Origin of the sequence: Paratissierella segnis, from assembly GCF_014385195.1 — a bacterium.
GTDB classification, from domain to species: Bacteria; Bacillota; Clostridia; order Tissierellales; family Tissierellaceae; genus Paratissierella; species Paratissierella segnis.
Genome location: NZ_JACRTG010000003.1, coordinates 33782 through 48098 on the forward strand (window position 1 = coordinate 33782; position 14317 = coordinate 48098).

13 protein-coding genes and 2 tRNA genes are annotated in these 14317 nt (G+C 36.0%); 12 read left to right on the forward strand and 3 right to left on the reverse strand.

Going from position 1 to position 14317, the window contains the following annotated elements; all coding sequences use genetic code 11:
• Positions 1–102: 102 nt before the first annotated feature.
• The 8 genes from H8707_RS00800 to H8707_RS00835 all read left to right on the forward strand — a co-directional run bounded on the left by H8707_RS00800 (position 103) and on the right by H8707_RS00835 (position 8437).
• Positions 103–906 (forward strand): metallophosphoesterase, encoded by an 804-nt coding sequence (locus tag H8707_RS00800; protein WP_262428240.1) that lies wholly within the window; start codon positions 103–105, stop codon positions 904–906.
• A 121-nt stretch (positions 907–1027) separates the two neighbouring features.
• Positions 1028–1678, forward strand: coding sequence for a TetR/AcrR family transcriptional regulator (locus tag H8707_RS00805; protein WP_262428241.1), 651 nt, complete (start codon positions 1028–1030; stop codon positions 1676–1678).
• A gap of 95 nt (positions 1679–1773) precedes the next feature.
• Positions 1774–3249 (forward strand): aspartate aminotransferase family protein, encoded by a 1476-nt coding sequence (locus H8707_RS00810; protein WP_262428242.1) that lies wholly within the window; start codon positions 1774–1776, stop codon positions 3247–3249.
• A gap of 17 nt (positions 3250–3266) precedes the next feature.
• Entirely contained in the window at positions 3267–4304 is a 1038-nt protein-coding gene (locus H8707_RS00815) for a class II aldolase/adducin family protein (protein WP_262428243.1), read from the forward strand.
• An 18-nt stretch (positions 4305–4322) separates the two neighbouring features.
• Complete coding sequence (locus tag H8707_RS00820; protein WP_262428244.1) at positions 4323–5990, forward strand: xylulokinase; 1668 nt, start codon at positions 4323–4325, stop codon at positions 5988–5990.
• Positions 5947–7311, forward strand: coding sequence for an aldehyde dehydrogenase (locus tag H8707_RS00825; RefSeq protein ID WP_262428245.1), 1365 nt, complete (start codon positions 5947–5949; stop codon positions 7309–7311). Before H8707_RS00820 ends, H8707_RS00825 begins: the two co-directional genes overlap by 44 nt.
• 138 nt (positions 7312–7449) lie before the next feature.
• The gene (locus H8707_RS00830; protein ID WP_262428246.1) at positions 7450–7788 is read left to right on the forward strand and encodes a PadR family transcriptional regulator; all 339 of its coding nucleotides are present in this window, start codon (positions 7450–7452) and stop codon (positions 7786–7788) included.
• Positions 7781–8437, forward strand: coding sequence for a DUF2812 domain-containing protein (locus H8707_RS00835; RefSeq protein ID WP_262428247.1), 657 nt, complete (start codon positions 7781–7783; stop codon positions 8435–8437). Before H8707_RS00830 ends, H8707_RS00835 begins: the two co-directional genes overlap by 8 nt.
• A 24-nt stretch (positions 8438–8461) precedes the next feature.
• Here H8707_RS00835 and H8707_RS00840 read toward each other — a convergent pair whose 3' ends face one another.
• The 3 genes from H8707_RS00840 to H8707_RS00850 are packed head-to-tail and all read right to left on the reverse strand — an operon-like array spanning position 8462 to position 10248.
• Complete coding sequence (locus tag H8707_RS00840; protein WP_262428248.1) at positions 8462–9385, reverse strand: DUF5808 domain-containing protein; 924 nt, start codon at positions 9383–9385, stop codon at positions 8462–8464.
• 27 nt (positions 9386–9412) lie between these two features.
• Positions 9413–9844, reverse strand: a complete 432-nt coding sequence (locus H8707_RS00845) for a hypothetical protein (protein ID WP_262428249.1) — start codon at positions 9842–9844, stop codon at positions 9413–9415.
• On the reverse strand, positions 9841–10248 hold the full coding sequence (locus tag H8707_RS00850) for a GntR family transcriptional regulator (RefSeq protein ID WP_262428250.1): 408 nt from the start codon (positions 10246–10248) through the stop codon (positions 9841–9843). The genes H8707_RS00845 and H8707_RS00850 overlap by 4 nt, the downstream gene beginning before the upstream one ends.
• Before the next feature lie 287 nt (positions 10249–10535).
• Between H8707_RS00850 and H8707_RS00855 the strand changes: the two genes are divergently transcribed.
• The 4 genes from H8707_RS00855 (at position 10536) to H8707_RS00870 (ending at position 14294) form a co-directional block, all read left to right on the forward strand.
• A tRNA-Arg gene (locus H8707_RS00855) sits at positions 10536–10609 on the forward strand.
• Positions 10610–10618: 9 nt separating this feature from the next.
• Positions 10619–10692, forward strand: a tRNA-Pro gene (locus tag H8707_RS00860).
• 93 nt (positions 10693–10785) lie between these two features.
• The gene (locus H8707_RS00865) at positions 10786–12516 is read left to right on the forward strand and encodes an ABC transporter ATP-binding protein (protein WP_262428251.1); all 1731 of its coding nucleotides are present in this window, start codon (positions 10786–10788) and stop codon (positions 12514–12516) included.
• On the forward strand, positions 12513–14294 hold the full coding sequence (locus H8707_RS00870) for an ABC transporter ATP-binding protein (RefSeq protein WP_262428252.1): 1782 nt from the start codon (positions 12513–12515) through the stop codon (positions 14292–14294). The genes H8707_RS00865 and H8707_RS00870 overlap by 4 nt, the downstream gene beginning before the upstream one ends.
• Positions 14295–14317: the final 23 nt, after the last annotated feature.

A 14317-nucleotide genomic window follows, 5' to 3' on the forward strand; every position in this document is an offset into this window, starting at 1 on the left:
GGGAATATACAAACAAAGGTATAGTGGAAAGAGAGAATTAGTTTTAAAGATGCTCTATAAATGTTATAATAACTTGATAGAAAATAGTATGGAGGTTTATATTTGAAAACAATAAAGATTGTATTAATTATATTATTTAGCATTATATTTTTATATTTATATAACTATCGCCAAATAAGTCAATTTTATATAAATAAAATAAAACTATCCTCTAAAAAACTAAGTAAACCTTTAAAAATAACACAAATCACTGATTTTCATTCCAATGAATTAGTAAATATAGATAAATTATTCAAAAAGATAAATGAATTTAATCCTGATATAATCGCAATTACCGGTGATTTAATTGATTATAAAACAAGGGATTTAGCATTAGCCATTGAAGTTATTAAGAGGTCAAAAACTGTAACTGAAAAAGTATTTTTTGTAAGTGGTAATCACGAAGTAAATAATAAATTGGAAAATAAATTATATGCAAAATTGTATAATCAAGGTGTTGTGATTTTAGACAATAAGTCGGAAGTAATCAATGTAGAGGGTAATGTACTCAATGTAATGGGTGTACATTTTTATGCTGAGAAATCTGATTTTAAAAAAATATTTCATGATTTGAATGAAGATAGATACAATTTACTGTTATCTCACTCTCCAAATAGACCGATACGGTTTTTAGACAATAGGTTAGATCTCATATTGTCGGGACATACACATGGAGGTCAAGTTAGATTACCTATAATAGGAGCAATAATTTCACCTGGGCAAGGTTTGTTTCCCAAATATGATAAGGGAATATTTAATTTTGACAATACAATTCTTTATATAGACAGCGGACTTGGAAATAGCATGGCAAATATCCGTTTATTTAATCGAATTCAAATTACAAATATTGAAATCTTACCGAATTAAATACAAACATAATACCTTATGATATAGGGGACACAATGCTGAGGTAATTGCTTTAACATAAAAATGTGATAAAATACAAAATGAGAACATTTAAAAATGTAAAATTCATAAGGAGAAGAATATGAAAACAGCTTTATATAACGATACCTTTATAAAAATTTCAGAAGAAAAAAGAAATAAAATTATGCAGACTGCAATAGCTGAGTTTGCTGAACACGGTTTTGAAAGTGCAAATATCAATATAATAGCAAAAAAATCAGGAATCAGTGTAGGTGCCATGTATTCGTATTTCAACAGCAAGGAAGATCTATTTGCAACGACGGTACATTATGCGGTAGAAACTTTAAAATCCGTTCTGGATGAAATAATGTTGGAGGATGCTGATTTATTGTGGAAAATAGAGAAAATAATTAAAGCTATACAGATAAATTCAAGATCTAATTTGCTTTTAACAAAGTTATACAATCAGATGACTGCAGAAAATCGAACGGATCTTATCTATCAAATTGTGTCAGAGGTTGAGAGCGTTTCCGCTAATCTCTATACCGATCTTATCGAGAAGGCAAAAGAAGAAAAATTAATTAGAACTGGCATTGATGCAAAACTGTTTGCATTTTTTTTAGACAATCTTTTTGTTTCCTTACAGTTTTCTTACTCCTGTGAATATTATAAGGAGCGTTTTAAAATATTTGCAGGAGCTGATATCTTTGATAAAGATGATTTAGTTGCAGAAGAACTTATGAAGTTTATTAAAGCCGCATTTAGCAAATAAAGATTCTTGACTTTTCATAGGGTAATGGTATACTATAGTAAAATAATAAATAGAGTGAGTACTCGCTCACTTTAAATATCAGGAGGTAATCCATTATGAAACAAAATTCTGCAGTTTCTAGGTATCCTGACGTAAAGAAAATCACCTCGCAGCTTGATGAATTGATTCAAAAACCCATCTATACAGTAAGCCCGGAAGCATTAGAGAAATATGAAACTGAATATTTTGGGGAAAAATGCATTAAATCAAAGGCAATGATTGATGAAGCTAAGAAGCTTATACCCGGTGGAGTACAGCACAATCTTGCTTTTAACCATCCTTTTCCGCTTGTATTTGAAAAGGCCGAAGGTTGTTATCTATATGATATCGATGGGAACAGATATTATGACTTTTTGCAGGCTGGTGGTCCCACGGTTCTTGGCAGCAATCCGCCTCAGGTTCGGGAAAAGGTTATCCAACTTTTAAACGAATGTGGACCTTCTACTGGTCTTTTCCACGAATATGAATACAAATTAGCAAAAAAGATTTCAGATTGTATGCCATCTGTAGAAATGATCAGGATGTTGGGATCCGGAACAGAAGCGTGTATGGCAGCCATTAGGGTTGCAAGATTAGCTACAAAGAAGAAAAATATTATTAAGATGGGTGGAGCCTATCATGGATGGAGTGATCAGCTGGCATACGGCATAAGAATTCCGGGCTCCAAATGGACTCAAGCTCACGGAGTTCCGAAGTATATCTTCAAACATACTCAAGAATTCTTTCCAAATGATTTAAATGATCTTGAAAAGAAGTTGAAGCGCAACAAGCGTCACGGAGGGACTGCAGCTGTTTTAATTGAGCCTGTAGGTCCGGAAAGCGGTACGAGACCACTAGATTTTGATTTTAATAAAGGTGTTGAAGAATTATGTAGAAAATATGATGCGCTTCTTATATTTGATGAAGTAGTTACAGGTTTTAGAATGGGTATGGGAGGAGCACAAGAATATTTCGGTGTATCTCCGGATTTAACTGTATTTGGGAAAGTAATCGCGGGAGGGTATCCCAGCGCAGGTGGATTGGGCGGAAAGAAAGAGGTCATGAAATATTTGTCTGCAGGGATCAGCGGAGAAGCAAAACATAAAAAAGCTCTGGTAGGAGGTACTATGGCAGCAAATCCTTTAAGCTGCTTGGCAGGTTATTATACCATCTGCGAAATGGAGCGTACAGATGCCGCCGGTAAGGCTGCGGAATTTGGCGACAAATTAGTAGATGGACTACAGGGTTTAATTGAAAAATATGACCTTCCGTTTGTTGCATTTAATCAAGGTTCTATATGTCATCTGGAAACAGTAGGAACCATGCATTTTTCAATAGACTGGTCAAAACCTTGGAAAATCCCTAATGTATTAGACCAAACTTCATTAAGAAAACGAGAAATGGAGCATATGGGCGCAGCTTATATGGCAGAAGGTATTGTCACTTTAGCCGGAAGTCGCCTTTATACAAGTGCAGCTTATGAAGACTCAATGCTTCCGGATATACTTGAACGATTTGATCATGTATTTCAGACTATTGTTCAAAAGTCGTAGAAAAGGGGTGAGTTGCTATGGAATCTAAAGAGGCAAAAGAATTGGTCGTAAGGGCAGGCCGAGAGCTTGTAGATTCCGACCTAATTGCACGGACATGGGGCAATGTGAGCTGCCGTATTGACGAGGAGAGATTCGCTATTACACCCAGCGGCAGAGATTATCTTACTTTGACCGGCAATGACATTGTGGAAGTAAAAATAAAGGATTTAAGCTATGAAGGAGATATAAAACCTTCATCTGAAAAGGGTATTCATGCAGAAGTATATCATCGTCTGCCCCACATCAATTTTGTGATACATACTCATCAGGAGAATGCTTCTGCCATATCGGCTTCGGAACTTAAAAAAATACCTCTATCTGAATGTAATTTTAAATATTCAAAATCTTTATTTAGCGATGAAATACTTTGTGCGCAATATGGTCTACCTGGGACTAAAACACTTAGAAAAAATGTAGTTGCTGCACTTGAACACTCCAAGTCCAATGCAGTAATTCTAAAAAATCATGGGGCTTTGTGCTATGGTAAGGATTATGAAAGCACAATGCAAATTGCTAACGAATTGGAAAGTATAAGTGGTAATTTTATTGAGAAAAATGGGTATCATTTAACATTTTCTGAGAAAAAAGATGCTTCACAGAATATTACTAGACTAAAGGATTTTGAACAGGCTGTATTGGCTGAAAGGGGAGGCAATGTAATATTAAATACGGATCCTGAAATCTTAAGTTACATTTCTCTTTCAAAACCTCTGCTACCATATCTTGATGACTTTGCACAAATTGTAGGGTTAAAAGCGGAAGCAGTTGAAGACAGAGAAAAATCAATCCTAAAGGCACTGAGACATTCTTCTGCGGTACTAATCAAGGATTTAGGTGCCTTATGTTGGGGGAAAGATGAAGGGGATGCATTAGCTGTAAACATGATTTTAAAGAAAAACTGTAAAGCATATTTTGCAGCAAGCCTTTTTAATGATCCTCAGCCCATAAACAAATTTGAATGTGCACTTATGAGATTTATTTACCTAAAGAAATATTCTAGATTATCTGAAAAATAATAATAAGGAGAGAGATTTATGTCAGTTAATGTAATTGCCTATGATGTAGGTACTACAGGTATTAAAACATGTCTTTTTGAAATTTCAGATAAAATTACGCTCATAGATAGCGCTATGGAGGAATATGACTTATATATTATGGAGAACGGAGGCGCGGAACAGGACCCTAATCAATGGTGGCAAGCAATGTGCTGTACGACTTCTAGGGTTTTGGAATCATCGAAGATTCCTAAAGGATCAATTAGTGGGATTTCATTTTGCGCTCAAATGCAGGCCCTTGTACTGGTAGATGATAAGGGTGAGCCTGTAAGGAGAGCTATGAGCTATATGGACAATCGCGGAGAGGAAGAAATGAAAAAAGGGATTATGCATGGGTTTCGTATATCCGGCTTAAATGTTTCTAAACTCCTTCGCTCTATAATGATTAGCGGAGCTGTCTCCGCCAGCGTCAAGGACCCCATTTGGAAATATAAATGGGTGGAAAATAATGAACCGGAAGTTTTTTCGAAAGTATACAAATGGCTGGATGTGAAAGACTTTCTTGTGTGTAAAGCTTGCGATAGATTTGTAATGTCTGAGGATAGTGCCTTTGCAACTCTTCTATATGATACTAGAAAAGACAAAAATGGATTTAGCAAAGAGCTATGTAAAATGATGGGAGTTCAGTTTAAGCATCTCCCGGAAATATGTAAAAGTACGGATCAGGTAGGTACAATTACTCAGAAAGCAGCTGAAGAACTGGGGTTGATGGCAGGAACGCCGGTATTTTCCGGCGGTGGGGATGCTTCTCTTATAGGGGTAGGCGCCGGAGCTGTTTCAGAGGGGGAAACACACATTTACATGGGTACTTCAGGGTGGGTTTCAACTGTTGTAAAAAAACAACGCCTAGACATAAACAATATGATTGCTTCCATAATAGGAGCAAATCCAAGTTATTTCAATTATTTTGCAGAGCTGGAAACTGCGGGGAAGTGCTTGGAGTGGGTAAAAGACCATCTAGCTCTTGATGAAATAGGAGTTTTTCTAGATAAAAAACAAATTTGGGAAGATCCTGAAAACATTTATAAAAGCTTATACGATTTTATGATGTACAGTATAAAGAGTGTTCCGGCTGGGAGCAATGGCGTGATATTTACACCATGGCTTCATGGAAATCGTTGTCCTTTTGAAGATCATAATGCACGTGGCATGTTTTTTAATATTGGTATTGAAACCGGTAAGACAGAAATGATACACTCAGTAGCAGAAGGAATTTGTTACCATCTAAGGTGGCAGCTTGAAGCTATAGAAAAGAAAGTTAAAACCTTACCGACAATCAGGTTGGTGGGAGGTGGAGCTTTAGCTCCTTTAACTTGTCAGATTTTAGCAGATGTTCTAAATCGTGAAATTGAAACAGTAGAGAACCCTCAAAATGTAGGAGCAGTAGGAGCAGCCGTCACTATAGCAGTAGGACTTGGCATTTTGGATGATATAGAATCTTCAAAGAAATTTATACCGTGCAAAAGAAAATTCATACCAAATCAGGAAAATATCTCAATATATGACCAATATTTTCCTGTATTTAAATCGTTGTATAAAAGCAATGCAAAATCATTTAGGATATTAAATCAAGAAGTTTCAGGCAAAAGCTCAGGAGGTAATGATGAATATAAAACACCTAGCAGCATGTCAACGGGAATACTTTGAAACCGGAGCTACCCGATCTATATCTTTTAGGAGAGAAGCTCTGTTAAAGCTTAAAAATGCTCTGAAGGAAAGAGAAAGTCAGATTGAATTAGCTATGAAATCCGATTTGAACAAGGCACCCTTTGAAATTTATATGACTGAAACCGGTATTGTGTTTGACGAAATAAATTTTCATTTGAAGCATTTGTCCTCTTGGATAAAGGCCAAACGGGCAAAAACCCCTTTAGTACATTTTAGTTCCAAGAGTTATGTTGTTCCGGAACCCTATGGTGTTGTTCTCATTATGTCTCCATGGAATTACCCCATTCAGCTAATTCTTGAACCCCTTATAGGAGCAATTTCAGCAGGCAACTGTGCTGTTTTGAAACCATCGGCATATGCACCTGAAACCAGTAAAGTAATTGCAAAACTCATTGGAGATATTTATCCTAAGGAGTATATTGCTGTAGTTGAAGGCGGCAGAGAAGAGAATAATGCACTCTTTGAAGAAGCCTTTGATTATATCTTTTTTACCGGAAGCGTAAAAGTAGGAAAGGCTGTTATGGAGGCCGCTGCTAAAAACTTAACACCGGTAACTCTTGAATTAGGGGGAAAAAGCCCTGTCATTGTTGACGAAACAGCAAATCTAAAAAATGCTGCTAAACGAATTGCCTTCGGTAAAGTTCTCAATGCCGGACAGACTTGTGTAGGACCTGATTATCTTCTTATACATGAGAATGTGAAAGATAAATTTCTTGAGGAATATAAAAGGGCTCTGGAGGATTTTTTCCCGGATGAAGATTATTCCAATATGCCTGTTATAGTAAATGACAAACATTTCAATAGATTAACTAATCTTTTGAAGGGTGAAAAAATTGCAATTGGTGGGAAAATAGATGGAATGAAAAGATTTATAGAGCCTACTGTGTTGGTAGATGTAGCACATGATTCTCCAATAATGCGGGAGGAGATTTTTGGTCCAATTCTTCCTGTTTTAACTTATATAGACTTGAAAGAATGTATCGATTTTATCCGTTCTCGTCCAAAACCCCTTGCTCTTTATCTTTTTACTCAAAGTAAAAAGACGGAAGATTTGATCTTTAATACTTGCTCATTCGGTGGGGGATGTGTCAATGACACCATCGTTCATCTTGCAAGTCCCTATATGGGTTTTGGAGGGGTAGGACATTCCGGAATGGGGAGTTATCATGGAAAGCAAAGTTTCGATACCTTCACTCATTATCGAAGTATTCTAAAAAAATATAATTGGATTGATCTTCCTATCAGATATCATCCCTATTCTGATAAGCATTTCAAACTTATACGTTTCTTTATGAAATAAAGCAAATCAAAGACACCATAAAATTACATGGTGTCTTTTTTGATATAATTTCAAATACTACTTGATACGTATTACGTTAGGCGATATAATAAATTGTAGATACTACGTATAATGTAATAGGGAGGGTAGGGAAAGATTATGAAGAAGAAACAAGATATTGCTCCATTAACTGAAACAGCACTTCTAATTCTTTTAGCAATGTATAAGCCTAACCATGGTTATGGTGTTATGCAGTTTGTTGAAAAAAAGACTAAAGGAAGAGTGGTTTTCGGTCCAGGAACACTCTACGGCGCAATAAATAATCTACACAAAAAGGGATGGATATCTCCATTTCGAATGGATAACGGAGACAGGAAAAAGGAATATATGATAACCGATGAGGGTAAAATTCAAGTTGAATCGGAACTTAATAGACTCAAAGAGGTTTATGAAATTGGGATTGATATCGTAGAGGAAGGGGGAAAGGTCAATGATTAGAAAGTTTAAGTTTTTCTTTAGACCTATATTAGGGCTCACAAAATGGTTGAATGAAATGTCAGATGAGAGTTATAGATTAGTTAAAATTGGGAATACATTTTATTATTTTGAAGAATGTGAAAAAGGAAAGTTTAGATATGCCATCGACTATGTGGCGAATAAGTCCTATTCTTCTCTTAAAGATTATGAGGACTTTTTAAAGGAGTCAAATATACGATATATTGAAAAGGCAGGGAGTATAGGCAAAGTTTCATTGGGAAATGTACGTTATAGACCTTATGCTGACAGCAGGGCAAAGATAGCGACAACAGACGGAATGATAAAGAGAGAGTTTTTAATTTTAGAAAAAGAAAATGATGGGAAACCATTTGAAATATATACTAATATAGAAGATAAAATCAAAACATTGAAAGTCATGAGAAAACCAACTATTGCAATGATTATCTTTGTAGGCTTAATGTTTCTATTTAGTACAGGTTTAATACCCCAATATCAATGGACATTATATAAATTTGAACTATTTCCAAAAGTAAATAAAATACCATTGATGATAATCTTTGGGGTAGTGGAAGTTTTGTTAGCAGTGAATTTGATAAGATACAATATGGAAATTAATAGACTTAAAAGGGAAAGCGAAATACGAGAATAGGGGCAGAGAAGGATGGGGTATATTTTATTCTGACAGCCAGCTATTGATAGCTTGATATAGAGTTTCCGTTTCCTCCATGGTTTTATCATTTATAATTATATAGTTAGGATTACTGCCTTTTAGGTCTATGACAACATATTGATTTACATTGTTGTAAACATATAACATACAATTTCCATATTTATCAAAAGTGAAATGACCAAAACTTTTATTCACTCCTCCATAGCCATTTGTTCGTATTCCGTTGGGAAGCTGATTAATTATCGATACTGTATTTATTTGCTCCTTCTCAATAGATATATCATACATGGTGGCGTCTATCATCATTTCAGGACCCTCAAGTTCAATTTCATAATCTTTAGTCCCTCCATATGCTAAGAATATAATAACTACAAAAACAAGTGCAATGGTTCCAAAATATAAGACCTTCCCAATCGGCCGGCCGATATTAATAGTCCAGCCCATACTTGCAAATCGTTTTGGAACGAAGATTCGTAGATCGTTAGGATTATAATAACAGCCCCATTTCCACGTGCTTTCCTGTTCCTGAATGTTTTCTTCATACTCTGAAGAAATATCAGTAAAGGCTTCCTCAAGTTTGTGTATTTTCTTCTGATGCCAATTCTCAATTGTTAACACTGCTATAATCAAAAATGTAATTGGAACAATAATGAGAAAATTGTTTTGTATATGCAGTATAGAAAGACTGAATAAAATCCAAAATATCAGCATAGAAAGAGCAGTAAGCGTTGCAGTTGTGCTGTTTATTCTCTCATACTTTTGTGCAAACAATAGATTTGATTCTTGTTTATGACCTATAATTCTAGAGGGTTGATTGATCATTTGATAGTATAAAAAGGTTGAAAGCAGTTGACATACTGGACCGATAAAACTGAATCCCAATGGATAAAATTTTCGCATATCTGAGTTAATAAGTAAAAATATCATAGGTATAAAACTAAGAATAAGAAATATTCATATCCAAACTGAAGATATTCTGGATTTACCTTTTACCTTTGAAACGTTTAGATCAACTGTCACAATTTTTTTGTTGGAGTATATCCACTTGTTCTGTTCTTTTATAGTTAATAGTTTCTTTTGATGGTGATTAATAGAAATCCAATTTGCAAATAGATTTAGCGCCATCATGAAAAACATTAAAAAGTCAGCATAATGTCTGATAAATGGCATCAACAACAACAAGCTAAATCCCATTGAGAAAGATAAGATTAGGTAACAAAGTTTTTTAAAGGAATTTATAATTCCCTTTATTTCCGGATTATCTGCATTAAGTTTTGATAGAGTAACACCCAGAATCTGATGATCCTGATATTTGATGTAGGATAAAGAGGATACAGTCATCACTATATAAACCAGCCATAGTATAAAAATATAAATCCAAATCATAATATTTCCCCCTTCTGATTATAAATATTATCAACAAGAATATTGAGGTGTACCCTTAAATTTTCCTGAGAAACGCCTTTCATTCGAGCCTCTGAAATCAATAGTGCTGCTCTTTGCTCAAACTCTGCAGTCAAATTGTCATTGATAAAGCCATCATCAGCCGAAGGAAGTTCATTAATTTTTGCACCATGCCTTCGGTCAATAACAATTACGCCTTCATCTTTTAACAATCCGTAGGCTTTGTTTACCGTCATTGGGTTCACGCCTATATCTGAGGCGAGTTGCCGAACAGTAGGGAGTGGTTCTCCAACCTTTAAACGACCTGTGGCAGTACCAAACACAATCTGATTTCTAATTTGTTGATAGATAGGGATGTCTCCTGCCATATCAATTTCTAATATCATGTTTCTACCCCTTACATATATTTGTATTACTTATTATAATATAGATATACAAATAGTTCAATTTATTTATTAATAATTGTAGAAAATTTATCTCCAATCCACATGGGCAATCACAAGGAGTAGCTATACTAGATATAAATAAATCAAGAGAGATATTGATAGCTAAAACCTATGCGATAAACGGATATGCAGATCACATTTTAAATACAGGGAAATTTTGTTAAAAAATTTGACAAGTATCTATAATTTGAGTATTATACTATTAGGTTTTATTTAACAAATGAATTGCACCCTTAGCTCAGCTGGATAGAGTCGCAGACTTCGAATCTGTTGGTCGGGGGTTCGAATCCCTCAGGGTGCGCTGAAATATCGGGATGTAGCCCAGCTTGGTAGGGCGTTGCGTTCGGGACGCAAAGGTCGCAGGTTCAAATCCTGTCATCCCGACTAAAGTCAGTTTTGTAATTAATATTTACCTAAACAGTGCCGATACCCTTGTGGTGTTAGTGCTGTTTTCTACTATAATTAAAGAGGTGGAATATGAAGCTTATTTTAAAATACACGTGGCGTTACAAAAAATATTTGCTGCTAAGTGTATTAGGTGTACTTGGTTTTGTTTGCATTCAAATGGGTCTGCCAACACTGCTAAAGTATGTAATTAATGATGCCTTGATGGGTGAAAATCGCATTTTGCTGCTTCAGCTTGTTCTTATTATGCTGGGAGTTGTTATTGTTGGCATCTCTGGTGAAATATGTATGTCATATGCAAACAGCCGTATTGCGTCAAATGTAATCCGAGATATTCGAAGTGATATATTTATTAAAACACAAAGTTTTTCTCATGGTGAGTACAATGAGTTTAGTGTGTCCGGATTGATTACAAGCACTACCAGCGATGCTTATCAAATCATGCTGTTTGTGCAAAATATGCTGCGTAGCGCAACTATAACTCCTATTATGACTATTACCGGTTTTGTCCTTATAATCAAAAACAACCCTCAGATGCTCTGGACTATTTTAGCTACCGTTCCAATTTTGCTTTTGGGAATTTTATTTATAAATTTGTTTTCTCGCCGCTATTCTAAAGCACAGCAAAGCGGTCTTGATAAGATAAATCGAATCTTGAGGGAAGGACTGTCAGGGTTACGTGTTATTCGTGCCTTTGGGAATGAGAATTTTCAAGAACAACGTTTTTCAGAAGTCAACGATGAATATTGTATTGTTTCCAAAAAAGCCTTTCGACTGACAGCTTTAGCTCAACCGGGCTTTTATTTTCTATTCAATACTATAATTACATTGGTTATTTGGTTTGGCAGCAAGGCCATAGGGGAAAATACCCTTGATGTTGGAGCTTTAAGTGCCACTATTGAATACATTTTTCACATTCTGTTTTCTTTTTTGATGCTTGCCTTATTGTTTACCATGTATCCTAGGGCGTCTGTTTCTGCAGAACGTATACAGAGGATATTAGATTGTGATGTTATGATTTCTGAAAATCTTGAAGAGGGAAAAACTGAGACTAGGGAAAGCGGAACGATTGTTTTTGAAAATGTTACGTTCCAATATCCTGATGCGGAGGAACCAATGCTGAAAAATATCAGCTTTACCGTAAACAAAGGAGAAACCGTCGCTTTCATCGGCAGCACCGGAAGCGGTAAATCTACACTTATACAATTGATTCCACGGATGTATGATATAAATGAAGGGCGTATATTAGTTGATGGAATTGATGTTCGTGACTTTAATATCAAAGCTCTGCGTAATCGAATCGGATTTATTCCTCAAAAAGCTCAGTTGTTTACCGGCACCATTGCCGATAATCTTCGCTTAGGAAATCCAAAGGCAAGTCAGACAGAAATTGAAAAAGCGGCTCAAATTGCACAAGCTTCTGATTTTATTGAAGAAAAAACATATAAATATGAGGAAAAGCTAAGTGAAGGCGGAGGTAACCTTTCAGGAGGACAAAAACAGCGCCTTGCTATAGCACGTGCTATTGTGAAAAATCCGGAAATATACATTTTTGATGATAGTTTTTCCGCTTTGGACTATGCCACAGACTTGAACCTTCGAACACAGCTGCGAAAAGAAATTACCAACGCAACCGTTTTGATTGTTGCTCAACGTGTCGGTACCATACGTCATGCTGATAAGATTATCGTTCTGGATGAAGGGAAAATTGTTGCTTGGGGCACTCATGAAGAATTATTAAAAACCAGCAATATTTATTATGATATTGCCATTTCACAGCTTTCAGAGGAGGAACTTGCATGAATAAAATTCCTTTTGAAAAGATTAAACAACTTTTAAAAATAATCATAATGCCTTATAAATTTGGATATATTGTCCCGGTACTATTTACTATTGTCGGCAGCATCCTCGGATCAATGAATCCATTTATTATTGGGCTTGCAATAACAGAACTAGCAAATAATGTTATTGATATTGCAAATAAAGTGCCCGGAGCACAGATAAACTTTCGGTATATTTTTTATGTTGCAATTCTTTTGGCTATCTTCAATATAGTTAGACAGACTATGACTTATTCGAGCAGCTATATTATTACGGGTGCTATTCAAAATAGCTTTCGGGATCTTCGTATGCGTATAAATCAGAAAATTAACACCTTGCCGGTTTCTTTTTTTGATAGCCGCCTCAAGGGAACTATACAAAACACCATTACAAATGATGTTGATGTGGTTTCTAATGCAATGCAGCAATCACTATTGTCTATAATTTATTCCATAACAAGCGTTGTTACCACATTTGTTATGATGCTCTATATTTCTGTTCCATTGGGGCTTTTGGCAATGATTATGCTTCCACTTGCTTTTGTATTTTCAAAATATATCATTAGGCGTTCGCAGCATCAGTTTTTGGAGATGCAAAATGCTTTGGCTGAAATGAATGGGTATATACAGGAACGTTATACCGCATTCACCGTAATAAAGCTGTTTAACAATGAAGACAGTACAATAGAAGGATTCCAGAAAATTAACAACAGGCTGAACCAAGTTGGTTTTAAGGCGAATTTTACTTCTTCACTTTTATCACCTATTATGGAATTTCTGGTGGATATTATCTATGTTGTTATGATTTTGCTCACCGGATTTGCTGTTTTTTCTGGGATGCCAATTGGCAGCATGCAGGCATTTGTGCAGTATATTTGGATTGTGTACGATCCCATGGGGCAAATTACTCAGCTTGCTCCTGCTATCCAAAGTGCGATAGCTTCAATGGAACGTATTGCGGACTTTTGCAATGAAGAGGAGGAAAGTGACGAGCAGGACAAGCCGGCTATTTTTAATCCCGAAAATTATGCCGGAAATGTTAGCTTCAAAAATGTCAATTTCTCTTATGTAAAAGAAGATCCTATTATTAAAGATTTTTCCTTTGAAGCAAGTGCCGGTCAAAAAATCGCAATAGTCGGTGCTACAGGTGCTGGGAAAACCACCATTATTAACCTGCTAATGCGGTTTTACGATATAGATAGCGGAGATATCCTTATTGATGGAGAAAGTATTTACGATATGCGTAGGACATCTGAGCGTTCTTTGTTTGGCATGGTTTTGCAGGATGCGTGGCTATACAACGCCAGTATTAAAGAAAATATCAGGTTTGGGCGACTTGATGCAACCGATGAAGAAGTTGTGGGAGCCGCGAAAAAAGCAAATGTGCACCACTTTATCCAGACTATGCCCGGCGGTTATGATATGATAATAAACGAGGAAGGCAGCAATATATCGCTTGGGCAGAAGCAGCTGCTTACCATTGCCCGCGCAATCCTGGCCGATCCGCAGATACTTATTTTGGATGAAGCCACCAGTAGCGTGGATACTCGGTTGGAAATGCTAATTCAGGTGGCAATGAAAAATGCTATGCATGGGCGCACCAGCTTTGTGATTGCCCACCGCCTATCCACTATCAAGGATGCCGACCTGATTTTGGTTATGGATTCCGGAAATATTGTGGAGCAAGGTACCCATTCTAGCCTACTCGCAAAGAAAGGCTTTTATGAAAAACTGTATAACAGTCAGTTTTCGGAGGATTGAATCAAGCTTAAGCAATTATATTT